Genomic DNA, 26510 nt, shown 5'->3' with positions numbered 1-26510 from the left:
GCCCCCAACGCTCCCGGGCAACGGCGTACGCACGCCTCCTGCGTCGCGACGATCCGCCTCCGCCGCACGGCGGAGACGGCGTCAGAGGCGCCTGGTCGCCAGGGTCAGGCGGTCGCGGGCGTCGAAGAGCGCGTCCTTGATCATCTGCTCGTGCGCGGGCGTGAGCCGGGCCACCGGCACCGAGCAGCTGATCGCGTCGCGCGCCGGCGTGCGGTAGGGAATGGCGATGCCGAAGCAGCGCAGACCGAGGGTGTTCTCCTCGCGGTCCACTGCGTAGCCCTGTTCGCGGACGACGTGCAGCTCCTCGATGAGCTTCTCGCGGTCGGTGATCGTGTGCTCGGTCAGCTGCGCGAGCGTCTCCGGCAGCATCTTGCGCACCTGCTCGTCGCTGTACGTGGCGAGCAGCGCCTTGCCGAGCGACGTGGAGTGCGCGGGGAGCCTGCGGCCGACGCGGGTGAAGGGGCGCAGGTAGTGCTGCGACTGCCGGGTGGCGAGGTAGACGACGTTGGTGCCGTCGAGGCGGGCGAGGTGGATCGTCTCCGTGGTGTCGTCGGAGAGCCGGTCCAGGGTGGGCCGGGCCGCCGCGACGACCTCGTCGCCGTCGATGTAGGAGGTGCCCACCAGCAGGGCGCGCACGCCGATGCCGTAGCGGGTGCCGGTGGCGTCCGTCTCGACCCAGCCGAGCTCGACCAGCGTGCGCAGGAGCATGTACAAACTGGACTTGGGATAGCCGACGGCCTCTTGAACGGCGGCGAGGGAATGCATGCCGGGGCGCCCGGCGAAGTACTCGAGCAACTCGACCGTCCGCACCGCGGACTTGACCTGCGCTCCACCGGAATCGACTGCTGACATCGCTCTTCGCCCCTCTCGAACGCTCTCCGGTGCCCGTCCTGACCGCGGGGAACGCCTTGACCCCGCGGAACGCCCGGAAATAGAGTCCCCAGCAGATTCATCACCGGGAACGCTGTTCAGAATACCGAACAAATCCTGGTGGAGGGCAGAGACCGGGAAGGAATACACGGTGGCAGCAGCACAAGTCTGGAGTGTCGACCCCCGAACCGGGAAGCAGCGCGAACAGGTTGCGGTGGAAGCCACAGCCCAGGAGATCGACACCGCGGTACGGGCCGCGCACGCCGCCCGCGCCGCACTCGCCGACCGTACGGTCCGGGCCGCCTTCCTGCGTACCGCCGCGGCACTCCTCGACGGCGCGGGGGACCGGCTCGTCGAGGCGGCCGACGCCGAGACCGCCCTCGGCCCGGTACGCCTCACCGGGGAACTGGCCCGCACCTGCTACCAGTTGCGCGCGTTCGCGGACATCGTCGACGAGGGCGCCTTCCTCGACGTGATCATCGACCACCCGGACGAGACCGCCACTCCGCCGGTGCCCGACCTGCGCCGCTACAAGGTGCCGCTCGGGGTCGTCGCCGTCTACGCCGCGTCCAACTTCCCCTTCGCCTTCTCCGTGCCCGGCGGCGACACCGCGAGCGCGCTCGCCGCGGGCTGCCCCGTCGTCGTCAAGGCCCACCCCGACCACCCGGCGACGTCCGAGCTGGTCGCGGCACTCCTGCGCAGGGCGGCGGCCGAACACGGCATCCCGGAGACGGTCGTCGGCCTGGTGCACGGCTTCGAGGCGGGCGTCGAGCTCGTGCGGCACCCGCTGGTCGCGGCGGCGGGCTTCACCGGTTCCGTACGCGGCGGACGCGCGCTGTTCGACGCGGCGGCGGCCCGGCCCGTGCCCATCCCCTTCCACGGCGAACTCGGCTCGCTCAACCCGGTCGTGGTCACCGAGGCCGCCGCCGCCGAGCGCGCCGAACAGATCGGCACCGGCCTCGCGGGCTCCATGACGCTCGGCGTCGGCCAGTTCTGCGTCAAGCCCGGTCTGGTGTTCGCGCCGGCGGGACCGGCGGGCGACCAGCTCGTCAAGACGCTCACGGACGCGGTGAGCGACACCGCCGCCGGCGTGCTGCTCGACCACCGCATGCGCGACAACTTCGTCGCCGGAGTCGCCGAGCGCGCCGCCCTGCCGGACGTGGACACCCCCGTGACCCCCGGAGCGGGCTCCGAGCACACCGTCAGCCCCGGCTTCCTGACCGTCCCCGCGGCGCGGCTCGCCGCGGACGGAGAGCACGACCTGCTCCTGGAGGAGTGCTTCGGGCCGGTCACCGTCGTCGCGCGCTACGACAGCCACGACGACGTCACCGCCGTCCTGTCCCGCCTCCCCGGCAACCTCACCGCCACCGTCCACCTCTCGGGTGAGGAGGCCGAGGGCAACGGCAACGGCGCCGCGATCCTCGCCGAACTCACCCCGCTCGCCGGCCGCGTCCTCGTCAACGGATGGCCGACCGGCGTCGCCGTCGCCGCCGCCCAGCACCACGGCGGGCCCTATCCGGCGACCACGTCCACGTCGACCTCGGTCGGCGGCACCGCGATCGAGCGCTGGATGCGCCCGGTCACGTACCAGACCACCCCCGAGGCGCTGCTGCCGCCGGAGCTGCGCGACGACAACCCGCTCGGACTGCCCCGGCGCGTCGACGGCCGCCGCGAGCACTGACTCCGAGCGGCCGTACCGCGCTACACCATGGGCCCGTCCGCACCCCGCCGGGCGACGACGTGCGCGTACGGAACCACGTGACCGGTACGGCCGGGGCCGGCGGGCAGCGGACGCCGCGTCGTCCCGCAACCACGCCTGAGCGGTGCGCGTCCCCCTTTACATGATCAGGAACGCCGTACCGGCCGATCTCGACGCCATCGCCGCCCTGCACGCCGAGGCGCGCGCCAGCTACTACCGCGGCCACATCGCCGACGAACTGTTCGACAGCCCCGCCGAACACGCCCGCGTACGAGGAGGCTGGGAGGCGGCCATAGGGCGCGGCACCGTGCTCTGCGCCGAGCGGGACGGCACGGTCGCGGGCGTCGCCGCGTCGCGTGAGATCGACGGCGTCATGCACCTCACCCAGCTCCATGTCGACCCCGGTCACTGGCGCGCGGGCATCGGCACCGAACTGCACGCCGCCTGCGTCGCCTCGTGGCAGCGGGCAGGGGTGACGACGGCCCGCCTGGAGGTGTTCGAGCACAACACCCGCGCCCAGCACTTCTACGCCCGCCAGGGCTGGCTCCCGGACCCGGACGAACCCCGTTCCGGCAACCACCTGGTGCTGCGGCTGGCGCTGAGCCGTCGGAGCGCGCCGTGAGGCCGGCGGAGCTCACGCCCGCGTGGGCGGCGTCGACGGCGCGCAGCGGACTCCTGTCCTCCACTCCGGCGCCGCGTCCGGAATGGGACGGCGTCCGTGGGTGTTGACCCTGGCGCGGAGGTGGCCTCCGCATGCCCCGAGCCGCACGACCTGGAGTGATGAGAAGACATGCGCGTCGAGATCTGGAGCGACATCGCCTGCCCTTGGTGCTACATCGGCAAGGCCCGGTTCGAGAAGGGGCTCGCCGCCTTCGCGCACCGTGACGGGATCGAGGTCGTGCACCGGTCCTTCGAACTCGACCCGCACCGCGCCAAGGGCGACACCGCGCCCGTGATCGACATGCTCGCCGCGAAGTACGGGCGCACCCGTGAGGAGGCGCGGGCCATGGAGGAGCACGTCGCCTCCAACGCCCGTGCCGAGCGCCTCGGTTACCGCACCGAGGGGCGCGACCACGGCAACACCTTCGACATCCACCGCCTGCTGCACCTCGCCAAGGCCCGCGGCCGCCAGGACGAGCTCCTCGACCTCGCCTACCGGGCGAACTTCGCCGAGGAGCGGTCCGTCTTCGACGCCGGTGTCCTGGTCGCGCTCGGCGTCGAGGCGGGGCTCGACGAGGATGAGGTGCGCGCCGTCCTGGCCGACGAGAACGCCTACGCGGACGACGTACGGGCCGACGAGCGCGAGGCCGCCGAGCTGGGCGCGACCGGGGTGCCGTTCTTCGTCATCGACCGCCGCTACGGCGTCTCCGGCGGACAGCCCGCGGAGGTCTTCACGCAGGCCCTGGAGCAGGCGTGGCAGGGCCGGGCGCTCACCCCGGTCGGCACCGACGGCTCCCCGGGCTGCGACGCCGACGGGTCCTGCGAGGTCTCCTCGGCGTGACGGGCGGCGTGGCCCGCTCGTGCGGACGCCGCGCGGCCCGGTGCCGCGCGGCTCCTACAGGGGGCGTACGTAGGCGATGCCCGGCCGGCCGTCCAGCACGATGTCGCCGGTGGCCGTGAAGCCGGTACGGGCCAGCACCGCGCGCGAGGCGGCGTTGTCCACCGTGGTCCGCGCCCGCAGCTCGGTCAGCCCGTACTCCGCCGCCGCCCGCGCACACACCTCGCGCACGGCGGCGGTCGCGAGGCCGCGCCCCGCCGCGCTCTTCGCTATGCGGTAGCCGAGTTCGGCGCTGCCGTCGGCCACGTCGACGAGGTTGACCCGGCCCAGCACGCGCCCGTCGCCGTCGACGACCACGTGGAAGTGGCACAGCCCGGTCGCCTGTTCGGCGAGGAGCGCCGCGTGCCGCTCGTCGAACCGCGCGAAGTAGTCGTCGCCCCGGTCCGGGACCGACGCGGCGAAGTGCTCCCGGTTCTCCCGCTCGAACGCGAGGAGGGCGGGGACGTGATCGGCATGGAGGCGCTGGACGAGGGGAGTGCATGCGGGCATGACAGGACCGTACCTGCCGGGGCAGGTGCCCGGGGCGCTGTTGACCGGGCGTCCCGAGCACCGGAGGGTGGCCTCATGGAGAGACTGCACGCCCTCGGCGGCGGCGAGTTCGCACCCACGTCGACGTATCTGAACACCGCGGTGTGCGGGCTGCTGCCGCGCCGCACGGTCCGCGCGGTGACCCGGCTAGCCGAGGAGCTGGCCGCGGGCCGCCCGGGCGGCTCGGGGGAGTCGGGCGCGGTGGACGCCACACGCCGCTCGTTCGCCCGGCTCGCCGGAGTGGACGAGGGGCGCGTCGCCCTCGGCGGCTCGGTCTCGGTCCACGTCGGGCTGATCGCCGCCTCGATGCCGCCGGGCGCCGAAGTCCTCTTCCCCGAGGGGGAGTACGCCTCCGTCATCACGCCGTTCACGGTGCGCGGCGACCTGAAGCTGCGGTACGCGCCGCTCGACACGCTGGCCGAGGCCGTGCGCCCCGGCACGGCGCTGGTGGCCCTCTCGTCGGTGCAGTCGGCGGACGGGCGGATCGCCGACATGGTCGCCGTGCGGTCGGCCGCGGCGGCGCACGGTGCCCGTACGCTGCTGGACGCCAGCCAGTCGGCGGGCTGGCTGCCGCTGCGGGCGGGGGAGTGGGACTACACCGTGACGGGCGGTTTCAAGTTCCTGCTGTGCCCGCGGGGCGTCTCGTTCCTGACCGTGACGGAGGAGGCGCAGGCCGAGCTGGTGCCGATGCACGCGGGCACGTTCGCGGCCGAGCGGCTGTGGGAGACGACGTACGGCCCGATCGACGAGCTCGCGCACTCGGCACGCCGCTACGACGAGCCCCCGGCCTTCCTCGCCTACCACGGCGGCGAGCAGTCGCTGGCGCTGCTGGAGGAGATCGGCGCCGACGCGGTGCACGCGCACGTGGTGGCGCTGGCGCGGCGTTTCCGGGCCGGTCTCGTGTCCCTCGGACACGACCCGGTGCCGGGCGACTCGGCGATCGTCGCCGTCCCCGGCCTCGGTGGCCGCGCGGCCGGGCTGGCCGCGGCGGGCATCGTCGTCTCGGCGCGGGCGGGCCACCTGAGGGCGGCGTTCCACCTGTACAACACCGGCGAGGACGTGGACCGCGCGCTGGAGCGCATCGGCCCGCGCTGACGGGCGCGCGCCGCCGTCTGGACCTTCGGCCCGCGTTGACGGGCGTGTGCCGCCGTCGCGCCCTTCGTTTGGCGCCGGCCGGCGTGTGCCGCCGTCGCGCCGTTCGTCCCGCGCCGGCCGGCGTGCCCGCCGTCGCGCCCTACGTCCCGCCGCCCGCGACGCGCCGGCGGACCACCGCGGCCCTCACGCCGTCGCCTCCCCGCAGTCCGCCGTCTGCGTGCACAGGCTCGCCTCGACCTTGCCCAGGAGGCGGGCCAGTTCGCGGCGCTCGTCCGGGTCCAGGCCGGCCAGCGTCTGCTCCTCCAGGGCGGTCCAGGCCGCCGACATGTCCGCGAGCAGCGCACAACTGCGCTCCGTCGCCTCCACGACGACCGCCCGGCGGTCGGCGGGATCGGGGCTGCGGCTGACGTGGCCCGTCTGCTCCAGGCGCTGGAGCATCTTGGTGACCGTCGAGGGGTCCAGCCCCACTTCCCTGATCAGCTCCGACTGCCGTACCGGCCCGGCGCCCCACAGGCGCATCATCAGGAACTCCTGGCCGGGGTAGAGGTCCAGATCCCTGAGCAGCTTCCCCGCGGCGATGCGGTGCAGCCGCGCCACCCGGGAGAGCGCGTGGCTCACGGGGCCGCCGCGCGCGGCGTTAGGGAGCGCTTCGGTACAGGCGGCATCGCCCCGGATCTCGGGCGCGGCTGACATGGTGACCTCCTCGGACACCCCTGGGGACTGCGGCGGCCGGGCGGGTGCGGCCCGTGTTCACGATGCTGTCACACATATTACTTTGGTCGGCCAATGAATGGGGTACAGTGGCCTGCGTGCCATTAGTTGGCCGACCAACTATGTTTGGGGACGATCATCATGACCACCGCATTCGACCCGATCCGCCTCGGCGGCAGGCAGCTCGCCAACCGCATCGCCATGGCGCCGATGACCCGCAGCCGCGCCCACGGTCCCGGCCTGACGCCCACGCCGTCCGTCGTGGAGTACTACGCGCAGCGCGCCTCCGCCGGCCTGATCATCACGGAGGGCATCCAGCCCTCCGTCGTCGGCCAGGGCTATCCGGACACCCCCGGGCTGCACAGCCGCGAGCAGATCGCCGCCTGGCGCCAGGTCACCGACGCCGTGCACGCCGCGGGCGGCACGATCTTCGCCCAGCTGATGCACGCCGGCCGCATCGGCCACCCCGTGCTGCTGCCCGACGGCCTCGTCCCGGTCGGCGTCTCGGCCGTCGCCGCGCAGGGGCAGCTCTACACCCACGAGGGCCCCAAGGACTTCGTCACGCCCAAGGAGCTGAGCGCCGAGGAGGTACGGGCGACGATCGCCGACTTCGCCGCCGCCGCGCGCAACGCCGTGGAGGCGGGCTTCGACGGGGTCGAGCTGCACGGCGCGAACGGCTACCTGATCCACCAGTTCCTGGCGCCCAACACCAACCTGCGCACCGACGAGTGGGGCGGCTCCGCCGAGAACCGGATCCACTTCGCCGTGGAGGCCGTCAAGGCCGTGGCCGACGAGATCGGCGCCGAGCGCACCGCCATCCGGCTCTCGCCCGCCAACCCGTACAACGACATCGACGAGCCGGAGCCGGAGGCCGTCTACACCGCCCTCGCCCAGCGGCTCGAACCGCTCCGACTGGCCTACCTGCACCTCATCGAGGCCACCCCCGAGCAACGGGAGTTCGTCCAGACCCTGCGCAAGCTGTTCGGCGGCACGGTCGTGCTCAACGCGGCGACCGACGGCCCGACCGGCCCCGGGGAGCTGGCGCTGATCGAGGAGGGCGTCGCCGACCTGATCTCGTACGGCGCCCTGTTCCTCGCCAACCCCGATCTGCCGGCCCGGCTGCGGGCCGGCGGGCCCTACAACACCCCCGACCCGTCCTCCTTCTTCGGCGGCGGCGACCAGGGCTACATCGACTACCCGGCCCTCGTCTGAGCGGCCGGACACGCGGGCGGGGCCGGTCTCCGGAGGGGGAGGAGACCGGCCCCGCCTGTGCTCGGGGTGCCCGGCGTGCTAGCGCACCGGGGTGAAGTCCCGCGCCCCGATGAACTCCGGCCGCCGCACCGGAGCGGCGAACGGCTCCACCGCCGCGTTCTCCACGCTGTTGAACACGATGAACACGTTGCTGCGCGGATACGGGGTGATGTTGTCGCCCGACCCGTGCATGCAGTTGCAGTCGAACCAGGTCGCCGACCCGGCCCGGCCCGTGAACAGCCGGATCCCGTGGTCGTCGGCGAAGCGGGTCAGCGCCTCGTCCGACGGCGTCCCGGCGTCCTGCATCTGCAGCGACTTCTTGTAGTTGTCCTTCGGCGTCGCCCCCGCGCAGCCGAGGAACGTCTTGTGCGACCCCGGCATGATCATGAGGCCGCCGTTGGTGTCCAGGTTCTCGGTCAGCGCGATCGACACGGAGACGGTCCGCATGTTCGGCAGGCCGTCCTCGGCGTGCCAGGTCTCGAAGTCCGAGTGCCAGTAGAAGCCCGAGGCGCCGAAGCCCGGCTTGACGTTGATGCGCGACTGGTGGACGTACACGTCCGAGCCGAGGATCTGACGGGCTCTGCCCACCACCCGCTCGTCGCGCACCAGCGCGGCGAAGACCTCGCTCAGCCGGTGCACCTCGAACACCGACCGCACGTCCTGAGACTTCGGCTCGATGATGGAGCGCTCGTCGGCCCGTACCGCCGGGTCCGCGATCAGCCGGTCCAGCTCGGCGCGGTAGAGCGCCACCTCGTCGTCACGGATGAGCTGGTCGACCGCGAGGAAGCCGTCGCGCTCGTAGCCCATCAGGTCGGCCGTGGAGATCGGTCCGGGCGTGCCGGGGGCGGACCAGACGACCGGGTCCTGACGCGGGGTCGTCATTTCGGTCGCGCCACGGGTCGGGTACAGGTCGGTGCGTGCGGGTGCGGTCGTCATCTCTCAGCCCTCCTCCGTCAGCAGGGGGTACACGCCGTTCGCGTCATGGTCCTCCCGTCCGGTCACGGGCGGGTTGAAGACGCAGATGCAGCGGAAGTCCGTCTTGGGGCGCATGGTGTGCTTCTCGTGCCCGTCCAGCAGGTACATGGTCCCGGGCTCGATCCAGTGGGTCTCGCCCGTCTCGTCGTTGGTCAGCTCGGCCTCGCCCTCCACGCAGAGCACGGCCTCGATGTGGTTCGCGTACCACATCGACGTCTCCGTGCCCGCGTACAGCACGGTCTCGTGCAGCGAGAAGCCGACCTTCTCCTTGGCGAGCACGATGCGCTTGCTCTCCCAGGTGCCGGACGCGGCCTTCACATGGCGGTCGGTGTTCTCGATGTCCTTGAACGATCGGACGATCACGGTGAGTCGTTGCCTTTCTCTCTGCGGTGGTCAGGCGGTCTCGCGGACGGAGCGCGCCAGGATGCGCAGGCCCTCGTCCAGTTCGTCGGCGGAGACGGTCAGCGGCGGCAGCAGCTTCACGACCTCGCTCTCGGGGCCCGACGTCTCCAGGAGCAGCCCCAGCTCGAAGGCGCGGGCGCACACCTTGACGGCGCATGCCTTGTCCTCGAACTCCAGGCCCCACACGAGCCCGCGGCCGCGGAAGCCGACGCCCTCGCCGCCCAGTTCGTCGACGATGGCGAGCAGCGCGCGCTCGACCTGCTCGCCGCGCGCGATGGTCTGCTTCTCCATCTGCCCGTCGGCCCAGTAGGTGCCGAGCGCGGCCGCGGCCGTCACGAACGCCGGGTTGTTGCCGCGGAAGGTGCCGTTGTGCTCGCCCGGCTCCCAGATGTCCAGCTCGGGCTTGAACAGGCAGAGCGACATGGGCAGTCCGTAGCCGCTGATCGACTTGGACAGCGTGACGATGTCCGGGGTGATCCCGGCCTCCTCGAACGAGAAGAACCCGCCCGTGCGGCCGCAGCCCATCTGGATGTCGTCGACGATCAGCAGCATGTCCTGGCGCTCGCACAGGTCGGCCAGCGCGCGCAGCCACTCGGGCCGGGCCACGTTGATGCCGCCCTCGCCCTGGACGGTCTCGACGATCACGGCGGCCGGTTTGTTGAGGCCGGAGCCCTGGTCCTCCAGCAGCCGCTCGAACCACAGGAAGTCCGGGACCTGGCCGTCGAAGTAGTTGTCGAACGGCATCGGGGTGCCGTGCACCAGCGGGATGCCGGCGCCGGCGCGCTTGAAGGCGTTGCCCGTGACGGCGAGCGAGCCGAGCGACATGCCGTGGAAGGCGTTGGTGAACGAGACGATCGCCTCGCGCCCCTTCACCTTACGGGCCAGCTTCAGCGCGGACTCGACCGCGTTGGTGCCCGTCGGGCCGGGGAACATGACCTTGTACGGCAGGTCGCGCGGGCGCAGGACGATGTTCTGGAACGACTCCAGGAAGGCGCGTTTGGCGCTCGTCGCCATGTCCAGGCCGTGGGTGATGCCGTCCCGTTCGATGTAGTCGATCAGCGCCCGTTTCAGGACGGGGTTGTTGTGCCCGTAGTTGAGTGATCCGGCACCGGCGAAGAAGTCCAGGTAGGTGTGGCCGTCCTCGTCGTGCAGGTAGCTGCCCTGCGCACGGTCGAACACGGCGGGCCAGCCGCGGCAGTAGCTGCGCACCTCGGACTCGAGGGTCTCGAAGACGCTCAGGGCGGGCGGGGTGATGGTCACAGCGGTCTCCATGGGGGTGGGGGGATCAGGCGGCGAGGGGGCCGATGCGGTAGAGCACTTCCGGCTGGTGCGTTCCCTCGGGGAACAGGCCGCCGTCGAAGAGGACTTCGCGGCGCAGCGGCGCGTCGTGGCGCCGGGCGTAGGAGGTGAACAGGCGGTCGGACGCCGTGTTGTCCGGCGTGATCGTCGTCTCGATCTCGCGCACCCCGCGGCCGCCGGTGACCTTGGCCGTCAGGGCGTCCAGCAGGACGCCGGCCAGCCCCCGGCCGCGGTGCTCGCGGTCGACGGCCACCTGCCAGACGACGAGTGCCTCCGGCCGGTCGGGCCGTACGTAGCCGGTGACGAAGGCGACCGGCTCGCCGCCGGGGCCGCGGGCCACGACGGAGGTGGCCGCGAAGTCGCGACACCACAGCAGATAGCTGTACGAGGAGTTGAGGTCCAGGACCTCGGAGTCGCGGGCGATGCGCCAGATCGCGGCTCCGTCCTCCACTCGCGGGGTGTCGATCTCCAGCAGGTCCGGTGAATCGGTCAATTCTTCTCGGGCTCGTACAAGGTCTTCTTGTGCGGCGGTCATGCGAATTGAATTTACCGAGCAAATTCCGAGATTGCATCGGGCGAAGGGGTTGGGTCGGAACGCCTCCTGTGTTATCACGCGGGCGCGAGCGGTCTCGCCGTCTGCCGGGTAATCGTGCCGTCTTGCCCGTATTTAAGCGGGCGAATCGCCTCCGATGTGGGGTCGATCACAAGTCTGTAACCGTGTTGACACGCCCTCGAATCACTTCCGGAAACCGATGGGAATCTCTGCGTTTAGACGCGGAGATCGGGGGCAGCAGAACGCGGGGAGCTGTTCACTCGAATTTGCTCCCCGCATTTACGGGTCGTGCGGTGAATATGTTTTGCGGGAAGAGGGGCGGGCAGGTGCTACCAGTTGTCGCCGACCGCCCGCCGGGCCCCTTCCAGGTCCACCTGCCGGCCCTGCTCGGCCAGTGCGCCGCCGAGCGCCGCCAGCGACGACTGCACGACACCGCGCGTCGCGTCCACGCCGTAGTGGTTGACCCGGATCATCTCCTTCGCCAGCGCACCGCCACCGGCGATCAGCGGCAGCGAGGGGTCCGCGGCGAGCGCCGCCGCCACCAGGTCACGCGCGTCCAGCCCCTCCGGGGCGCGCAGCGTCGTCGCCACCGGAGCCGCGTCCTTCGCCTCCGGGACGTACGAAGTCAGACCGCCGCCGAGCGCCACCGCGCCCGCGCGCGTGGCCGCCGCGGCCGAGGCGTGCCGCGCCATCACCGCGTCGAGCCCCTCGGCCTCGATGCGCTCGACGCACGCCTCCAGCGCCAGCATCTCCAGCTGGGCGGGCGCGTGCAGCAGCGCCCGGCGTCCGCCGTCGATCCAGCGCTCCTTCCAGTCCAGCAGCGACAGGTACGAACGCCGCGGCGCGGCCGGGTTCGCCGCCATGCGCTCCCAGGCGCGCTCGCTCACCGACACCGCGGACACGCCCGCCGGACCGCCCATCGCCTTCTGCGCGCCGATCACGCACAGGTCCACGCCCCAGACCTCCGGCAGCAGCGGCTCGGCCCCCACCGAGGCGACCGCGTCCAGCATGAACAGCGCGCCGTGCGCGCGGACCACCTCGCCGATCTCCGCGACCGGGTTGGTGTTTCCGGTCGCGGCCTCCGCGTGCACCAGCGAGACGAAATCGATCTCCGGGTGCGCCGCCAGTGCCTCCGCCACCTGCCCGGCCGTCACTGCGGTGTGGAACGGCACGTCGAGGTCGACGACACGGGCGCCGCAGTCGCGCAGCCAGTCGCCGAAGGTCTGCCCGTAGGGGCCGGTCACCACGTTCAGCGCCGTCGAACCCGCACGCGCGCCGCCCCTGATGCAGCCCTCCAGCGGAAGCAGCGCCTCGCCCTGCATGATCACCACGTCCTGGCCGGTGCCCAGCAGCGCGGCGACCCGGCGCTCGATCGAGGCGAAGTGCGAGGCGGTCAACGGGGCCAGGTCCAGCAGCGGGTGTGTCACGGCGAGCTCTCTTCGATCAGCGGTGCTGGCCCGGCTCCCGGGCCTTCCGTCGAGCCTACCGAGGCCCCGGTCCCCGCCCTTGTACGCCTGTGTACGCCTCGTACAGTGCAGGGCATGAGCGATGACACGGTGCTGCACGTGAAGGGGCGGGTGCTCGTCGGACCCGAGGACGTACGGGACGAGGTGTGGGTCGTCGACGGCCGCGTCACCTACGACCGTCCTCGCGCCGAGACGGTCACCGTGCACGGCTGGGCGCTGCCCGGACTCGTCGACGCCCACTGCCACGTGGGGCTCGACCACCATGGCCCGGTCGACGCCGCGACCAGCGAGAAGCAGGCGCTCACGGACCGGGACGCGGGCACCCTGCTGCTGCGCGACGCCGGGTCCCCGTCGGACACCCGGTGGATCGACGACCGCGAGGACCTGCCGAAGATCATCAGGGCGGGCCGTCACATCGCGCGCACCCGCCGCTACATCCGCAACTACGCCCACGAGATCGAGCCCGCCGACCTCGTCGCCTACGTCGCCCACGAGGCCCGGCGCGGCGACGGCTGGGTCAAGCTCGTCGGCGACTGGATCGACCGCGACGCCGGCGACCTGACCGCCTGCTGGCCGCGCGACGCCGTGGAGGCCGCGATCGCCGAGGCGCACCGGCTGGGCGCGCGCGTGACGGCCCACTGCTTCGCCGAGGACTCGCTGCGCGACCTCGTCGAGGCGGGCATCGACTGCATCGAGCACGCGACGGGACTCACCGAGGACACGATCCCGCTGTTCGCCGAGCGCGGCGTCGCGATCGTCCCGACGCTGGTCAACATCGCCACGTTCCCCGCGCTCGCGACGGGCGGCGAGAGCAAGTTCCCGCGCTGGTCGGCCCATATGCGCAGGCTGCACGAGCGCAGGTACGACACCGTGCGCGCCGCCTACGACGCGGGGATCCCCGTCTTCGTCGGCACGGATGCGGGCGGCTCGCTGGCGCACGGGCTGGTCGCCGACGAGGTCGCCGAGCTGGTGAAGGCCGGTATCCCGCCGCTCCAGGCGCTGTCGGCGACCACGTGGGGTGCGCGGCAGTGGCTCGGCCGTTCGGCCCTGGAGGAGGGCGCCCCGGCCGACCTGGTCGTCTACGACGAGGACCCGCGCGCCGACGTCCGGGCGCTGGCGGGCCCGCGGCGGGTGCTGCTGAACGGCCGGATCGTCGGATAACGCGCTCTCTTGGGGCTCGGTTCTCCCCCTGGCTGCGCCGGGGGGACCCCCACGGGGCGCTTGAGCGTGTGTCGACGGTCGATCGTGCTCGATCCCTCGTCCCTCGGGACCTCCGGGCGTTCTCCCTTTCGACACCCGCGCGCCCCTTCGGCTCACTCGCCCATGTGCGGGGCCCCGTCCTGGTAGCCGGCCCTCCCATGCGTACCGCCGCACCCCCCGGGGTGGTGACGGGCGGGGCCAAGAGGAACGCCCGTACCACAAGAATCGAATACCGGCGCGGAAACCCCACTTTCGAGTGAAGTCCCCTCAGCTGTATGTCAGTTCACTCTCCGTGCGTGAAGGATGCGGGTGTCTTCGCCTCCGCCGTCCACGTGTCCCCGTGGACGGCGGGCGGTGCCGTGTCTCCTGTGGGGGTTCCACCACCTTGAACAGCAATACCTTCCGCCTGCCCGCACGCAAGGCCGCCGCTGCGACAGCCGCCGCCGCGCTGGCCGCCGCCCCGCTGGCTCTTGCGACGCCCGCGCACGCCGACGGCGACGGCGACGGAAAGGCGAACGCGGTCGTCCTGCGTGCCGGCCTCGACGTCTCGCTGCTCGACAAGGCCGTCCAGGTCCCGCTCAAGACCACCGTCAACGAGGTGCAGGCCCCCGGCAACGCCGAGAAGACCGCCCTCAGCGTCCGGCTGGACGGCGTCGAGAACGGGCAGCCGGTCCAGGTGCTGCGCGCCGACGTGGCCACGGCCAAGGCCACCGTCGAGGAGGGCAGGGCCGCGGGGTACAGCAACCTGGTCCGCGCGCAGGTGCACGTGCCCGGAGTGCCCCTGCTGTCGCTCGTCGAGGTCGAGAAGGCCACCTCGGAGGCCGTGTGCGAAGCCGGCAAGAAGCCCGTCGCCACCTCCAACGTGCTCGGACACGTCAAGGTGTTCGGCAAGACGGTGAAGCTCGCCGCGAGCGGACAAACCCGCGTCGAGGTGCCCGGCGTCGGCGAGGTCACCCTCGACCTGTCGAAGACGCAGACCACGTCCCGCACCGCCGTGGCGACGGCCCTGCGGCTGACGGTGTCGGTCGCCCCCAAGGACCTCAACGTCGCCAAGGTCACCGGTGACGTCACGCTCGTCGAGGCGGCCTGCGAAGCGCCCGACGCGCAGGGGAAGCCTGCCGAGCCGTCCGAGAAGCCCACGGGTCAGCCGTCGCAGGACCCGGGCGACAACACCGCGCCGCAGACCGGCCAGGGCCCCGACGACAACCTGGCGGAGACCGGCGGCAGTTCCAGCACCCCGTACATCGCGGGCGGCGCCGCTGTGCTGCTCGTCGGCGGCGCGGCCACGATGGTCATCACGCGCCGGCGCGCCGGCTCCCGCGGCTGACCCGACCTGATCCGACCGGCCGGGCCCCTCCTGGGAGGGGCCCGGCCGGACCGGGAAACCGGAGCGTCGCGTCAGCCCACCATGACCAGGGCCTGGTCCAGGGCCTGCAGGAAACGATTCGTCGTCGCCCGGTCCCGTACCGCGAGCCGCAGCCAGTCGCCGTCCAGCCCCGGGAACGTGTCCCCGCGCCGGACGGCGAAGCCCAGCCCGCGCAGCCGCTCCCGCACCTCCTGCGCCCGCCGGACCCGCACCAGCACGAACGGGCCCTCGGCGCCGTCCACCACCCGCACCTCGTCGAACTCTGCGAGGCCCGCCAGCAGATGGGCGCGGTCGGCGGCGATCCGGCGCGCCGCGTCCTCGGCCTCCGCCAGCGCCGCGTCCAGCATGCACGCCTCCGCCGCGGCCAACGCGGGCGTCGACACCGGCCACAGCGGCTGGGCGCGCTCCAGCGCGGCGATCGTCGCCGGCTCCGCCAGCACGTATCCGATCCGCAGACCCGCGAGCCCCCACGTCTTGGTGAGACTGCGCAGCACGACCAGGCCCGGTACGTCGGTGCGCCCCGCGAGCGCCTCCAACTCGCCGGGCACCGCGTCCATGAACGCCTCGTCCACCACCAGCAGCCGCCCCGGACGCGCCAGTTCGGCGATCTGTGCGGCCGGGTGCAGGACGGACGTCGGATTGGTCGGATTGCCGATCACGACCAGATCGGCCGACTCCGGCACCGCCTTCGGATCCAGCCGGAAGCCGTCTTCTTCCCGCAGCAGTACGCGCCCCACGGCGTGGCCCGCGTCGCGCAGCGCCGCCTCCGGCTCCGTGAACTGGGGATGCACCACGACCGGCCTGCGCACCGGCAGCGCCCGCGCGAGTAGCACGAACGCCTCCGCCGCACCCGCCGTCAACAGCACCCGCTCCACCGGCAGCCCGTGCCGGGCCGCGACCGCGGCCCGCGCGGCGCGCCCGTCCGGGTAGGCCGCCAGCGAGTCCATCGACGCGGCGATGCGCTCCCGCAGCCAGCGCGGAGGGGTGCCGGTACGGACGTTGACCGCGAGGTCGACCAGACCCAGGCCGCCGTCCCGGACCTCGGCGTCCCCGTGGTGGCGCAGGTCGTGCCCGCCGAACGGCTCGGAGCGCTCGGGGTGTTCGGGATGGCCCCGGTCGTCAGTGCGCGTGTACATGGCCGCCGCGCAGCGGTACGGGAAGACGGGTCACAGGGGTCTCCTCGATGTGTGGGGGGTGGAAGAACACACGACGGTCATCATGTCTCCTGCCGCCGGATCCCGGCAGGGCCCTGGGACGTACGCGTGGACCTCCGCGCGATGGCACATGTCACACCCGCGGGCCGCCCCACGGGACCCGACTTGCGCTTGGGCACCAGCAGTTCGCCGCCGCCCGCCAGGGCCGCGGCCTCGGCGACCGACGGCGTCCCGACCGCCGCCAGCGCCGCCCCGGACGGGCCCGGGACCGGCACGGAGGCGAGCCGCTCGGCGGAGTACGCCACCAGGGGAACGCCCAGCCGCCCGGCCGCGGCCACGATCCCCGGCTCTCCCGCCTTCACGTCGAGCGTGGCGACCTCCGCCACGTCGGCCGCCGCGAGGCCGGCCTCGCGCAACGCCGTCAGGACGAGCTCCACCACCTCGTCGACGGGCACACCCCGCGACGCTCCGACGCCGACGACAAGAGCGGGCCGGGCGGTCATGGAGCGGGAACACCGTTGACCCGGCACGCCTCGACGAACCGGGCCGCGACCTCGGGCCGCGACGCCCAGTGCGTGTGCAGGTAGCTGGCGTGCACGCCCTGGTGCACGAAGCCCTCCACCCTGCGCTCGGGACGCACCATGCCCCACGCGGGCGTGGGCCCGGCCCCGGGCTCCAGCACGGTGCGGTGGAACTCGTGGCCGCGCATCCGCGTCCCGGCCGCGGCCAGCGGGCTGTCGCCCACGGCCACGGCCTCCCGGTAGCCGAGCGTGAGCCGCCCGGTCATGCGCGCGTCCGCGTCCAGGACCCCGCACATGGGCTTCCCATCCAGGGAACGCGCGAGGTACAGCAGCCCGGCGCACTCGGCGGCGACCGGCGCCCCGGCGCGTGCCAGCTCGGCGACGGCCTTGCGCAGCGACTCGTTCGCCGACAGCTCGGGGGCGTACACCTCGGGGAATCCGCCGCCGACGACGAGCCCCCGCGTCCCGTCCGGGAGGTGCTCGTCCCGCAGCGGGTCGAAGGTCACGACCTCGGCGCCGGCGGCATGCAGCAGTTCGACGTGCTCGGCGTACGAGAAGGTGAACGCGGGCCCGCCGGCGACAGCGATCACCGGGCCGGCCGTGGGCCTTCGTTCCGCCGTGGGCCCACCACCGGCGGGCAGCCGCTCCACGACAGCCGGTTCCCACGGAGCGTGCGACAACGCCGGCGCGCTCCGGGCGAGGGCCAGCAACGCGTCGAGGTCGCACCCCTCCCGTACCTGCTCGGCCTGCGTCCGCACGGCGTCGACGGCCTCGGCCTGCCGCTCGGCCACCGGCACGAGCCCGAGGTGCCGCGACGGCGTCGCCACCGCGGGCGCGCGTCTCAGTACGCCCAGGACCGGCACCCCCGACTCCGCCAGCGCCTCCCGCAGCAGCCGCTCGTGCCGGTCGGTGGCGACCTTGTTCAGGATCACCCCGCCGATCCGCACCTCCGGGTCCCAGGACGCGAACCCGTGCACCAGCGCCGCCACCGACCGCGACTGCGACGACGCGTCCACCACCAGGACCACGGGTGCCCGCAGGAGCTTCGCGACGTGCGCGGTCGACGCGAGCTCGCCCTGGCCCGCGGCGCCGTCGTACAGGCCCATCACGCCTTCCACCACGGCCAGTTCGCAGCCGCGCGCGCCGTGCGCGAAGAGCGGCGCGATCAGCTCCGGGCCGCACAGGTACGCGTCGAGGTTCCGGCCGGGACGCCCGGTGGCCAGCGCGTGGTAGCCGGGGTCGATGTAGTCCGGGCCGACCTTGTGCGGCGAGACCGCGAGACCGCGGTCGGCGAACGCGGCCATCAGGCCCGTCGCGACCGTGGTCTTGCCCGCGCCGGAGGACGGCGCGGCGATGACGAGACGTGCTACCACTCGATGCCCCGCTGGCCCTTCTGCCCGACGTCCATCGGGTGCTTGACCTTCGACATGTCGGTCACGAGATCGGCGAAGTCGATCAGCTTCTGCGGGGCGTTGCGTCCGGTGATCACCACGTGCTGGGTGCCGGGCCGCTCGCGCAGCACCTCGACGACCTCCTCGGTGTCGATCCAGCCCCAGTGCATCGGGTAGGCGAACTCGTCCAGCACGTACAGCTTGTACGTCTGTGCCGCCAGGTCCCGCTTGACCTGCTCCCAGCCCTCACGGGCCTTGTCCTCGTTGGACAGCTCGCCCTCGGCGGTGGGGCGCTGGATCCACGACCAGCCCTCGCCCATCTTGTGCCAGGCGACCGTGCCGCCCTCGCCGCTCGCGCCGAGCACCTTGAGCGCGTTCTCCTCGCCGACCTTCCACTTGGCCGACTTCACGAACTGGAACACCCCGACCGGCCAGCCCTGGTTCCAGGCCCGCAGCGCGAGCCCGAACGCGGCGGTCGACTTGCCCTTGCCGATGCCCGTGTGCACGAACACGAGCGGGCGGTTGCGGCGCTGACGGGTGGTGAGTCCGTCGTCCGGTACGACGGTCGGCTTTCCCTGCGGCATTAGGCGGCCCTTCTGCTGATGGCGTGTACGGTGCGAACGTCCTTGACGAGACCGGCGATCGAGTCGGCACGCAGCTCGTCGAGCGTGACGGCGGTGCCGCCGAGTTCGCCGGCGAGGGTGCCGGCCAGACCGAGCCGTACGTGTCCCGACTCGCAGTCCACGACGACCGACGCGGTTCCCTCGGCGGCGTGCAGCCGCGCGGCGCGCAGGGCGAGCGCGAACGCGTCCCCCGCACCCCGTGCCGTGGCGCGGCCGTCCGTCACCACGACCAGCAGCGGGCGGCGCGACGGGTCGCGCAGGCGCTCGACGCGCAGCACCTCGTGCGCCTTCAGCAGGCCCGCGGCCAGGGGCGTACGGCCGCCCGTCGGCAGCTGCTCCAGCCGGGCGGCGGCCGCGTCGACCGACGACGTCGGCGGCAGCACCAGCTCGGCGTCCTTGCCGCGGAACGTGACCAGGCCGACCTTGTCGCGCCGCTGGTAGGCGTCCAGCAGCAGCGACAGGACCGCGCCCTTGACCGCGCTCATCCGCTGCCGCGCCGCCATCGAGCCCGACGCGTCCACCGCGAACAGCACGAGGTTGCCCTCGCGGCCCTCGCGGTTCGCCTGCCGCAGATCGTCCCGGCGGACCACCAGGCCGGGACCGCTGCGCCCGCGAGCGCGCTGGTGCGGGGCCGCGGCCTGCACGGTGGCGGCCAGGTGGAGCTTCGTGAGCGTGCCCCGGGGCCGGCGGGATCCAGTCGTCCGCCCGTGCTCGGTACGCGCCCGGGACCTGCGGCCCGCCGCGCCCTCGCCCAGACCGGGCACGCTGAGCACCTTCGTGCGGAACGGCTCCGAGGCCCGCACCGGCTGCTGCTCACCCTGCCCGGCACCGGGGGCCGGTGCCGGCTGTGTCTCCGTCCCGGCGGGCTCGGACGACGTGTCAGGGCCGTGGCCCTGCGGCGGCACCCCGCCGCCGTCGGGACCGCCTCCGCCGGGGCCGCCGCCGTCCGGACCGGGGTCCGGGTCGGGATCGGGGTCGGTCTCGTCGTCGCCGAACTGCTCCAGGGTCTCGTCGAGCCGGTCCTCGTCGAGGCCCGGCGCGTCGAAGGGATTGCGCCGCCTGCGGTGCGGCAGCGCGAGCAGCGCGGCCTGGCGCACGTCGTCGGTGGCGACCTCCTCGCGTCCCGCCCAGGCCGCCAGCGCCGTCGCCGTACGCGCCATCACGATGTCCGCGCGCATGCCGTCCACCTCGAACGCCGCGCAGGTGGCCGCGATCTGACGCAGCACCGCGTCGCCGAGGACCACGCGCGGCAGCAGGTTCCGGGCCGCCACGATCCGCTCCCGCAGCGCCGCCTCCTCGTCCGCCCAGCGGGCCGCGAACCCGGCCGGGTCGTCGTCGTACGCCAGCCTGCGCCGTACGACCTCCACCCGCTGGTCGGGGTCCCGGGAGGCGGCGACCTCGACGGTCAGCCCGAACCGGTCGAGAAGCTGGGGCCTCAACTCGCCCTCCTCGGGGTTCATGGTCCCGACGAGAAGGAATCGAGCGGCATGCCGTACGGAGACGCCTTCGCGCTCGACGTACGAGGCGCCCATGGCGGCGGCGTCCAGCAGCAGGTCGATCAGGTGGTCGTGCAGCAGGTTGACCTCGTCGACGTACAGGATCCCGCGGTGCGCGTCCGCGAGCAGGCCCGGCTCGAAGGCCTTCACGCCCTCGGCGAGGGCGCGTTCGATGTCGAGCGCGCCGACGAGCCGGTCCTCGGAGGCGCCGACGGGCAGCTCGACCAGCCGCATCGGCCGCGCCGCCGGGTCACCGCCCTCGTGCGGACCGTCCGGGCAGGCCGGGTCCGGTGCGGCCGGCGCACAGGAGAACCGGCATCCGGCGACGACGTCGACATCCGGCATGAGCGACGCGAGCGCCCGCACGGCGGTGGACTTGGCGGTCCCCTTCTCACCACGCACGAGCACGCCGCCGACCGCAGGACTGACCGCGTTGAGCAGGAGGGCCAGCCGTAGATCGTCCATCCCGACGACCGCGGTGAACGGATAGGGGGTGCTCATGCGTCGATCGCTCCTCTACTGGATGTACGCGAACGCCGGCGCAAGTCGCCTGTCCGCGGAAAACGTCGGGGCCCGCAAGCCGCACCCACCGTGCCTGCCACCCACGCCCGGCGGTTGCGGGAACCGAGCCCCCGCAACGGGGTGCGCGGAGTGTGCCCCGGTCCGGGACGGAGGTCTGCCCCACGGCGGCCGGGCCGCGCAGGTGCGGTCCCGGGGCGGAGCCCCGGCATCGGGGTGCGGGGGCTGTGCCCCAGCCCGGGACGGAGGTCCGTCCCACGGGCCGCCGTGCCGCAGGGGGCGGGTCCGAGGGCGGAGCCCCCATAACGGGTCCGAGGGCTGTGCCCTGGCCCGGGACGGAGGTCACTTCCACGGCCGCCGCGCCGGGAGCGGAGCCCCGGCAACGGGGTGCGGGGAGTGTGCCCCGGCCCGGGGCAGAGGTCCGCCCCACGGACGCCGTGCCGCAGGGGCCGAGTCCGAGGGCGGAGCCCTCGTAGCCGGGGCCTGGGCGGAGCCCCGGTTGGGGAAAGGGCGGGGTGGGGGAGAGGCGCGCCGCAGGCGCCACCCGCGCTCACGGCGCACCCGGCGGCACGAACGGCAGCCCCACCGGCGCGCCCTGTTCGATCAGCCGCAGCAGCGCATCCGTGTCCGCGTGCTCCTCGATCAGATCCCCGAGCCGGTCCAACTGCTCCTCGCGCAGCGCCCCGAAGCTCGTGTCCGGCGCCGGCACGAACCGGCGGCCCGCCTGCGCGGCGACCTCCCGCAGGAACGCCCGGCGGAAGCCGTCGCTCTCCAGCGACCCGTGCCAGTGCGTGCCCCACACGGACCCAACCCGGCAGCCGTCCAGGAACGCCTCACCACCGAGGACCTCGGCGACGCCGTGGTGGATCTCGTACCCCTCCACCCGCTCGCCGAGCGCCTCGCCGACGGGCCGCGCGAGGGTCTTCTCCCGCGCGAACCGCACCCGCACCGGCAGCAGCCCGAGCCCTTCGACCTCGCCGGCCCTGGACTCGACGTCGTCCTCGATGCGTTCGCCCAGCGCCTGGAAGCCGCCGCAGATGCCGAGCACCGGCCTGCCTTCCGCGGCACGCCGGACCAGGGCCTGCGCCAGGCCGCGTTCCCGCAGCCACGCCAGCGCCTTCACCGTGCCGCGCGTGCCGGGGACGACCACCAGGTCGGCGTCGGACAGTTCCTCGGGCCGGTCCACGAACCGGACGACGACGCCCGGTTCGGCGGCCAGCGCGTCGACGTCGGTGAAGTTCGACATCAGCGGCACCGCGCACACCGCGACCCGCAGCACGTCCTCGCCGACCGGCGGAGCGACGACCGACTCGCGGACCGCGCCGCGCAGGGACACCCTCAGGCCGTCCTCCTCGTCGATCCCGAGCCCGTGCGCGTACGGCAGGACCCCGAACGTCCGCCGCCCGGTGAGCCCGCGCAGCATGTCGAGGCCGGGCTCCAGCAGCGTCACGTCACCCCGGAACTTGTTGACCAGGTAGCCGGCGACCAGTGCCTGGTCCTCGGGCGCGAGCAGGGCCGTCGTCCCGAAGAACTGCGCGAACACCCCGCCCCGGTCGATGTCCCCGACCACGACGACGGGCAGCCGCGCGGCCCGTGCGATGCCCAAGTTCACGATGTCCGTGCGCCGCAGGTTGATCTCGGCCGGACTGCCCGCCCCCTCGCAGATCACGGCGTCATACGTGCCCCGCAGTTCCTCCAGGCACGCCACGACCGGTTCGAACAGCTCGCGCTGCCGGTTCCCGTGGTAGCCCTTCGCGCTCATCTCGCCGACGGGCCTGCCCATCAGGACGACCTGGCTGGAGCGGTCGCCGCCGGGCTTGAGCAGCACCGGGTTCATCAACGCGGTCGGCTCCACACGGGCCGCCTGCGCCTGCATCGCCTGGGCCCGCCCGATCTCCGCGCCCTCGCGCGTCACGAACGAGTTCAGGGACATGTTCTGGCCCTTGAAGGGCGCGACCTTCACCCCGCGCCGTACCAGCCACCGGCAGATCCCGGCGGTGACGACGCTCTTGCCCGCGTCCGACGTGGTCCCCGCGACCAGCAGTCCGCCGCCGCTCATGTACGCCTCCCCCTCATGGCCCCCCAGGCCAGTCGCGCCCCCGCGCACGTCGCGAGCGTCAGCACGCCGATCCGCCGCGACAGCCGCACGGCCCGCCCGATGTCTCCGAACTCCACGGGCCGGCCGGCCCCGTTGAGCACCGGCCGGTGCTCGACGCGGCCCCCGTACGACAGGGTCCCGCCCAGCCGGACGCCGAGCGCCCCGGCGAACGACGCCTCCACCGGGCCCGCGTTGGGGCTCGGGTGCTTGGCCGCGTCGGCCCGCCAGGCGCGGACCGCGCCCCGCGGGTCGGGGCCCGCGACCGCGGCGAGTGCCGCGGTGAGCCGTGCGCCGGGCCAGCCCGCCACGTCGTCGAGGCGCGCCGAGGCCCAGCCGTAGCGCCGGTGGCGCGGCGACTTGTGGCCGACCATCGCGTCCAGCGTGTTCACGGCTCGGAAGCCGACCAGTCCGGGAACGCCCGCGACAGCGCCCCACACCAGCGCGCCGACGACGGCGTCCGACGTGTTCTCGGCGACCGACTCGACGACGGCGCGGGCGATCTGCTGCTCGTCCAGGGACTGCGGGTCGCGCCCGCACAGGTGGGGGAGCCGCGTGCGGGCCGCTTCTACGTCCCCCCTGCCCAGCGCATCGCCGACGAGGCGCGCCTCCCGGCCCAGCGTGGTGCCTCCGATCACGGCCCAGGTGGCGGCGGCGGTCAGGGCGACGGACGCGGCGGGGGAGCGGCGCACGGCACGGGACGCCAGCGCGCCCACGGCGACGGCGCCGCCGGCGCAGACGGCGGTGTGCAGGGCGCCCAGGCCCCGGTGGTCGCGCCACAGCAGCCGCTCGACGGCGCCCGCGGCACGCCCGAAGGCGGCGACGGGGTGCCCGCGGCGGGGGTCGCCGACGAGCCGGTCGACGACCAGGCCCGCGGTGGCGCCGTACACGAATACACGGTCGGCACGCATGGGATCAGTGATCCCGCAGGCGGGGTCCGACGGACAGCGCTGAACGGCAGCCGGGCATGCGACGAGTCCTCACTCAGGGTCCGCGCCCTGGTTCGACGTGACCGGCGGCGAGAGTTCCTGGCTCCCCGGGGTGATCCTCCCGGGTGACAGTGGCGGGACCGCGCCGGATTCGCACCGGACTTCCTCTTCTGCCGCCGTAGATGGCCCCGGCAGTCCACCACGCCCCGCGAACGCCCGTCAACTCACCCTTGACCTGCGGCGGGACAGTGTGCGAAGGCCCACACCCCACGCACGCCGGAGCCGGGCCGCAGGCACGCGGGGTGCCTCCGGCCCGGCTCCGGGCGGGTCGCCGTCGTCGGCGGACGGAAGGACTCGAAGGAGTCAGGTGACGATCAGGTAGATGCCGTACGCCACGGCCGCGGCGCACAGGGCGAAGCAGGCGTAGGCGCCGGTGCGGGCCATGGTGGCCGATCCGCCGTCGGCGGCCGCCGCCTCGTGCTTGGTCAGGCCCACGATGCCCAGGGTGAACAGGCCCACCAGGGCGACGGTGGCGATGAGGCTCACGCCGAACACGGAGCCGAGAGCTGCCCAGTCGATCTTCATGCTGTTGATTCCTTACACCGTGGCCGGACGGGCCGGCTCGGGCTCGGCCGGGGCCGGGATGGTGGTCTTGAGCTCGCCCGCGGGCGGCGGGGTGACGGCCGCGACGGCGGTGGTGACGACGCCGGCGGGCTCCACGTCCTCGGTGTCGTTGACGTTGGTGTGGTCGACGACCTGACGGCGGGAGACGAACCAGATCGCGGCGCAGGACGCGACGAGGAAGACGGCGACGGCCGGGACGCCCCAGTCACCCTGCTTGGTGACGAACTCCGAACCCGCGGCGACCAGACCGGCGGCCGGGAGGGTCAGACCCCAGGCGACGAACATCCGGGTCGCGGTGGACCAGCGGACCACGCCGCCCTTGCGGCCGAGACCCGCGCCCATCACCGCACCGGAGCACGAGTGGGTGGTCGACAGGGAGAAGCCGAGGTTGGAGGAGGCGAGGATGACGCTCGCCGCGCTGGTCTGGGCGGCGAAGCCCTGCTGCGGCTGGAGGTCGGTCAGGCCCTTGCCCATGGTGCGGATGATGCGCCAGCCGCCGAGGTAGGTGCCGAGGGCGATGGCCACACCGGCGGAGACGATGACCCACAGGGGAGGGTTGGAGCCGGGGGCGATGACGTTCCCGGCGACCAGGGCCAGGGTGATGATGCCCATCGTCTTCTGCGCGTCGTTGGTGCCGTGCGCGAGCGAGACAAGACCGGCGGAGGCGATCTGGCCGGCGCGGTAGCCCTTGGCGGTGGCCTTCGCGTCGGCGTTCCGGCCGATCTTGTACGTCAGCCGGGCGGCCAGGAACGCGGCGACACCGGCCACGAGCGGCGCGGCGACCGCGGGGATCAGGACCTTGGTGACGACGACGCCGCCGTTGACCGCGTCGAAACCGACGGACGCGACGGTGGCGCCGATGAGGCCGCCCATCAGGGCGTGCGAGGAGCTGGACGGCAGACCGATGAGCCAGGTCAGCAGGTTCCAGAGGATGGCGCCGACGAGCGCCGCGAAGATGACTTCAGGTGAGATGCCTGATTCGTCGACGAGGCCACTGGAGATCGTCTTCGCGACCTCCACGGACAGGAAAGCACCGACGAGATTCAGAACGGCGGACATGGCCACCGCGGTCTTGGGCTTCAGGGCGCCGGTCGAGATGGTCGTCGCCATCGCGTTGGCGGTGTCGTGGAAACCGTTCGTGAAATCGAACACGAGAGCTGTCACGATCACAATCGCGAGCAGCAGCGTGATGTGTTCCATTTACCCAGGCAATCTTTTGACGTCATTGACTGGCCGACCGTAGGCAACCTGGATGAACGGAAGATGAACAGAGACGGGCTCTGTGGTGTCCGTGACTAGGCACGCATCATTCCGCTTGGTCTTCTCGGGGCCTTTGACAGCACCGGGCACCCACTCGAACACCCTCCGTCGCCCACGGCCCAGAGGGGCGCGCCTGACAGGATCTCCGCATGACGGATCACGTGGAGACGCACACGATCGAACAGGCCTGGCAGGACGTCGTCACGACGGCCCGCAGAACCACGGCGGAGGGTCTCGTGGTCGGCACGTCCGGCAACGTCTCCGTCCGGGTCGGCGACCTCGTGCTCGTCACCCCGAGCGGGGTTCCCTACGACCGGCTCGGGCCCGACGACACCGTGGCCGTCGACCTCGACGGCCACCAGGTCATCGGCACGCTCGCCCCCACCAGCGAGCTGCCGCTGCACCTGGAGGTGTACCGCAGCACCCCGGCCGGGGCCCTCGTGCACACCCACGCCGTGCACGCCACCGCCGTCTCCACGCTGGTGCCCGAGCTGCCGCCGGTCCACTACATGACGGCGGCGCTCGGCGGCCCGGTCCGCGTGGCGCCCTACGCGCTGTACGGCACCCCCGAACTGGCCCGCAACATGCTCACGGCCCTGCGCGACCGCACGGCCTGCCTCCTCCAGAACCACGGCACCGTCGCGTACGGCGCGAGCCTGGCCCAGGCCTACGACCGCACGGCCCAGCTGGAATGGATGTGCCGTGTCTGGCTGACGGCGTCCTCCCTCCCGTCGCTGACCCCGCGCCTCCTCTCCCCAGAGGAACTCACGGCAGCAGCCACCCAGCTCCACACCTACGGCCAACCCACCCAGAACGCCTGACCGGATCTTCGCGGGCACCCCCGTTGGGGCCCGCGCCTCAAACTCCTCAGCGGGGCTGGTTACGCCGGCCGCCCAGCCGCGGGGCCGGCGCCGTCGGCTGGACC

General features: G+C 73.1%; 24 protein-coding genes, 1 pseudogene and 1 riboswitch. Of the genes and pseudogenes, 8 read left to right on the top strand and 17 right to left on the bottom strand.

Translation table 11 applies throughout. The features are described from left to right. Positions 1-81: 81 nt before the first annotated feature. Entirely contained in the window at positions 82-852 is a 771-nt protein-coding gene (locus tag ACLB9X_RS00395) for an IclR family transcriptional regulator (protein ID WP_410358131.1), read from the bottom strand. A 169-nt stretch (positions 853-1021) separates the two neighbouring features. On the opposite strand from ACLB9X_RS00395, the gene ACLB9X_RS00390 reads away from it, so the two are divergent. The 3 genes from ACLB9X_RS00390 to ACLB9X_RS00380 all read left to right on the top strand — a co-directional run bounded on the left by ACLB9X_RS00390 (position 1022) and on the right by ACLB9X_RS00380 (position 4070). Continuing rightward, complete coding sequence (locus ACLB9X_RS00390) at positions 1022-2551, top strand: aldehyde dehydrogenase (NADP(+)) (protein WP_410358130.1); 1530 nt, start codon at positions 1022-1024, stop codon at positions 2549-2551. A 142-nt stretch (positions 2552-2693) separates the two neighbouring features. Continuing rightward, positions 2694-3191, top strand: coding sequence for an N-acetyltransferase family protein (locus tag ACLB9X_RS00385; RefSeq protein WP_410358129.1), 498 nt, complete (start codon positions 2694-2696; stop codon positions 3189-3191). A 168-nt stretch (positions 3192-3359) separates the two neighbouring features. Beyond that, the gene (locus ACLB9X_RS00380) at positions 3360-4070 is read left to right on the top strand and encodes a DsbA family oxidoreductase (RefSeq protein ID WP_410358128.1); all 711 of its coding nucleotides are present in this window, start codon (positions 3360-3362) and stop codon (positions 4068-4070) included. A 54-nt stretch (positions 4071-4124) separates the two neighbouring features. Here ACLB9X_RS00380 and ACLB9X_RS00375 read toward each other — a convergent pair whose 3' ends face one another. Continuing rightward, the gene (locus ACLB9X_RS00375; protein WP_410358127.1) at positions 4125-4616 is read right to left on the bottom strand and encodes a GNAT family N-acetyltransferase; all 492 of its coding nucleotides are present in this window, start codon (positions 4614-4616) and stop codon (positions 4125-4127) included. Positions 4617-4691: 75 nt separating this feature from the next. Between ACLB9X_RS00375 and ACLB9X_RS00370 the strand changes: the two genes are divergently transcribed. Then, entirely contained in the window at positions 4692-5750 is a 1059-nt protein-coding gene (locus ACLB9X_RS00370) for an aminotransferase class V-fold PLP-dependent enzyme (RefSeq protein WP_410358126.1), read from the top strand. Positions 5751-5933: 183 nt separating this feature from the next. Here ACLB9X_RS00370 and ACLB9X_RS00365 read toward each other — a convergent pair whose 3' ends face one another. Beyond that, positions 5934-6443: a MarR family winged helix-turn-helix transcriptional regulator gene (locus ACLB9X_RS00365; RefSeq protein ID WP_410358125.1), complete on the bottom strand. Its 510-nt coding sequence runs from the start codon at positions 6441-6443 to the stop codon at positions 5934-5936. Positions 6444-6602: 159 nt separating this feature from the next. Here ACLB9X_RS00365 and ACLB9X_RS00360 point away from each other — a divergent pair, with 159 nt between their 5' ends. Further along, positions 6603-7673 (top strand): alkene reductase, encoded by a 1071-nt coding sequence (locus ACLB9X_RS00360; RefSeq protein WP_410358124.1) that lies wholly within the window; start codon positions 6603-6605, stop codon positions 7671-7673. Between the two features lie 78 nt (positions 7674-7751). On the opposite strand, the gene thpD is transcribed toward ACLB9X_RS00360, so the two are convergent. The 5 genes from thpD to ACLB9X_RS00335 form a co-directional block, all read right to left on the bottom strand. Beyond that, positions 7752-8648 (bottom strand): ectoine hydroxylase, encoded by an 897-nt coding sequence (gene thpD / locus ACLB9X_RS00355; RefSeq protein WP_410358123.1) that lies wholly within the window; start codon positions 8646-8648, stop codon positions 7752-7754. Between the two features lie 3 nt (positions 8649-8651). Beyond that, positions 8652-9050, bottom strand: a complete 399-nt coding sequence (locus ACLB9X_RS00350) for an ectoine synthase (RefSeq protein ID WP_410358122.1) — start codon at positions 9048-9050, stop codon at positions 8652-8654. Positions 9051-9080: 30 nt separating this feature from the next. Next, positions 9081-10349, bottom strand: coding sequence for a diaminobutyrate--2-oxoglutarate transaminase (ectB, locus tag ACLB9X_RS00345; RefSeq protein WP_410358121.1), 1269 nt, complete (start codon positions 10347-10349; stop codon positions 9081-9083). Between the two features lie 25 nt (positions 10350-10374). Then, entirely contained in the window at positions 10375-10923 is a 549-nt protein-coding gene (ectA, locus tag ACLB9X_RS00340; protein ID WP_410358120.1) for a diaminobutyrate acetyltransferase, read from the bottom strand. 347 nt (positions 10924-11270) lie between these two features. Continuing rightward, the gene (locus ACLB9X_RS00335) at positions 11271-12368 is read right to left on the bottom strand and encodes a pyridoxal-phosphate-dependent aminotransferase family protein (protein WP_410358119.1); all 1098 of its coding nucleotides are present in this window, start codon (positions 12366-12368) and stop codon (positions 11271-11273) included. Between the two features lie 114 nt (positions 12369-12482). Between ACLB9X_RS00335 and ACLB9X_RS00330 the strand changes: the two genes are divergently transcribed. Beyond that, positions 12483-13568, top strand: a complete 1086-nt coding sequence (locus tag ACLB9X_RS00330; RefSeq protein WP_410358118.1) for an amidohydrolase family protein — start codon at positions 12483-12485, stop codon at positions 13566-13568. Positions 13569-13992: 424 nt separating this feature from the next. Next, positions 13993-14934: an SCO1860 family LAETG-anchored protein gene (locus ACLB9X_RS00325; RefSeq protein WP_410358117.1), complete on the top strand. Its 942-nt coding sequence runs from the start codon at positions 13993-13995 to the stop codon at positions 14932-14934. Between the two features lie 71 nt (positions 14935-15005). On the opposite strand, the gene cobC is transcribed toward ACLB9X_RS00325, so the two are convergent. The 9 genes and pseudogenes from cobC to ACLB9X_RS00280 all read right to left on the bottom strand — a co-directional run bounded on the left by cobC (position 15006) and on the right by ACLB9X_RS00280 (position 25525). Next, positions 15006-16109, bottom strand: coding sequence for an Rv2231c family pyridoxal phosphate-dependent protein CobC (gene cobC / locus ACLB9X_RS00320; RefSeq protein ID WP_410358116.1), 1104 nt, complete (start codon positions 16107-16109; stop codon positions 15006-15008). A gap of 98 nt (positions 16110-16207) precedes the next feature. After that, positions 16208-16618, bottom strand: a pseudogene (locus ACLB9X_RS00315) (cobalamin biosynthesis protein); the annotation flags it as partial. A gap of 8 nt (positions 16619-16626) precedes the next feature. Next, entirely contained in the window at positions 16627-18021 is a 1395-nt protein-coding gene (locus ACLB9X_RS00310; protein WP_410358115.1) for a cobyrinate a,c-diamide synthase, read from the bottom strand. Then, complete coding sequence (gene cobO, locus ACLB9X_RS00305) at positions 18015-18623, bottom strand: cob(I)yrinic acid a,c-diamide adenosyltransferase (RefSeq protein ID WP_410358114.1); 609 nt, start codon at positions 18621-18623, stop codon at positions 18015-18017. Before cobO ends, ACLB9X_RS00310 begins: the two co-directional genes overlap by 7 nt. After that, entirely contained in the window at positions 18623-20659 is a 2037-nt protein-coding gene (locus ACLB9X_RS00300) for a putative cobaltochelatase (RefSeq protein WP_410358113.1), read from the bottom strand. Before ACLB9X_RS00300 ends, cobO begins: the two co-directional genes overlap by 1 nt. A 568-nt stretch (positions 20660-21227) precedes the next feature. Further along, positions 21228-22736, bottom strand: coding sequence for a cobyric acid synthase (locus ACLB9X_RS00295; protein ID WP_410358112.1), 1509 nt, complete (start codon positions 22734-22736; stop codon positions 21228-21230). After that, positions 22733-23683: a cobalamin biosynthesis protein gene (locus ACLB9X_RS00290; protein WP_410358111.1), complete on the bottom strand. Its 951-nt coding sequence runs from the start codon at positions 23681-23683 to the stop codon at positions 22733-22735. Before ACLB9X_RS00290 ends, ACLB9X_RS00295 begins: the two co-directional genes overlap by 4 nt. Before the next feature lie 91 nt (positions 23684-23774). Further along, positions 23775-23909: riboswitch (cobalamin riboswitch) on the bottom strand. Between the two features lie 155 nt (positions 23910-24064). Next, complete coding sequence (locus ACLB9X_RS00285; RefSeq protein ID WP_410358110.1) at positions 24065-24286, bottom strand: hypothetical protein; 222 nt, start codon at positions 24284-24286, stop codon at positions 24065-24067. Positions 24287-24298: 12 nt separating this feature from the next. After that, complete coding sequence (locus tag ACLB9X_RS00280) at positions 24299-25525, bottom strand: inorganic phosphate transporter (protein ID WP_410358109.1); 1227 nt, start codon at positions 25523-25525, stop codon at positions 24299-24301. Positions 25526-25734: 209 nt separating this feature from the next. Between ACLB9X_RS00280 and ACLB9X_RS00275 the strand changes: the two genes are divergently transcribed. Then, positions 25735-26406 carry a class II aldolase/adducin family protein gene (locus ACLB9X_RS00275; protein WP_410358108.1) on the top strand — a complete coding sequence of 224 codons (672 nt, stop codon included), beginning with the start codon at positions 25735-25737 and terminating at the stop codon, positions 26404-26406. Positions 26407-26510 lie beyond the last annotated feature (104 nt).

The sequence above is a fragment of the Streptomyces sp. 5K101 genome (genome assembly GCF_046506645.1).
Taxonomy (GTDB): domain Bacteria; phylum Actinomycetota; class Actinomycetes; order Streptomycetales; family Streptomycetaceae; genus Streptomyces.
The sequence above is the reverse complement of the archived record's forward strand: the minus strand, read 5'-3'. Positions and strand labels throughout refer to the sequence as shown.

What these genes read in the sequence shown, in the direction of transcription:
- ACLB9X_RS00330 (WP_410358118.1), top strand. Translation starts at nt 12,483, where the DNA reads ATGAGCGATGACACGGTGCTGCACGTGAAGGGGCGGGTGCTCGTCGGA.
- ACLB9X_RS00395 (WP_410358131.1), bottom strand. Translation starts at nt 852, where the DNA reads ATGTCAGCAGTCGATTCCGGTGGAGCGCAGGTCAAGTCCGCGGTGCGG.
- ACLB9X_RS00370 (WP_410358126.1), top strand. Translation starts at nt 4,692, where the DNA reads ATGGAGAGACTGCACGCCCTCGGCGGCGGCGAGTTCGCACCCACGTCG.
- ACLB9X_RS00300 (WP_410358113.1), bottom strand. Translation starts at nt 20,659, where the DNA reads ATGAGCACCCCCTATCCGTTCACCGCGGTCGTCGGGATGGACGATCTA.
- ACLB9X_RS00290 (WP_410358111.1), bottom strand. Translation starts at nt 23,683, where the DNA reads ATGCGTGCCGACCGTGTATTCGTGTACGGCGCCACCGCGGGCCTGGTC.
- ACLB9X_RS00365 (WP_410358125.1), bottom strand. Translation starts at nt 6,443, where the DNA reads ATGTCAGCCGCGCCCGAGATCCGGGGCGATGCCGCCTGTACCGAAGCG.
- ACLB9X_RS00295 (WP_410358112.1), bottom strand. Translation starts at nt 22,736, where the DNA reads ATGAGCGGCGGCGGACTGCTGGTCGCGGGGACCACGTCGGACGCGGGC.
- ACLB9X_RS00285 (WP_410358110.1), bottom strand. Translation starts at nt 24,286, where the DNA reads ATGAAGATCGACTGGGCAGCTCTCGGCTCCGTGTTCGGCGTGAGCCTC.
- ACLB9X_RS00360 (WP_410358124.1), top strand. Translation starts at nt 6,603, where the DNA reads ATGACCACCGCATTCGACCCGATCCGCCTCGGCGGCAGGCAGCTCGCC.
- ACLB9X_RS00375 (WP_410358127.1), bottom strand. Translation starts at nt 4,616, where the DNA reads ATGCCCGCATGCACTCCCCTCGTCCAGCGCCTCCATGCCGATCACGTC.
- ACLB9X_RS00380 (WP_410358128.1), top strand. Translation starts at nt 3,360, where the DNA reads ATGCGCGTCGAGATCTGGAGCGACATCGCCTGCCCTTGGTGCTACATC.
- ACLB9X_RS00280 (WP_410358109.1), bottom strand. Translation starts at nt 25,525, where the DNA reads ATGGAACACATCACGCTGCTGCTCGCGATTGTGATCGTGACAGCTCTC.
- ACLB9X_RS00275 (WP_410358108.1), top strand. Translation starts at nt 25,735, where the DNA reads ATGACGGATCACGTGGAGACGCACACGATCGAACAGGCCTGGCAGGAC.
- thpD (WP_410358123.1), bottom strand. Translation starts at nt 8,648, where the DNA reads ATGACGACCGCACCCGCACGCACCGACCTGTACCCGACCCGTGGCGCG.
- cobC (WP_410358116.1), bottom strand. Translation starts at nt 16,109, where the DNA reads ATGTACACGCGCACTGACGACCGGGGCCATCCCGAACACCCCGAGCGC.
- ectA (WP_410358120.1), bottom strand. Translation starts at nt 10,923, where the DNA reads ATGACCGCCGCACAAGAAGACCTTGTACGAGCCCGAGAAGAATTGACC.
- cobO (WP_410358114.1), bottom strand. Translation starts at nt 18,623, where the DNA reads ATGCCGCAGGGAAAGCCGACCGTCGTACCGGACGACGGACTCACCACC.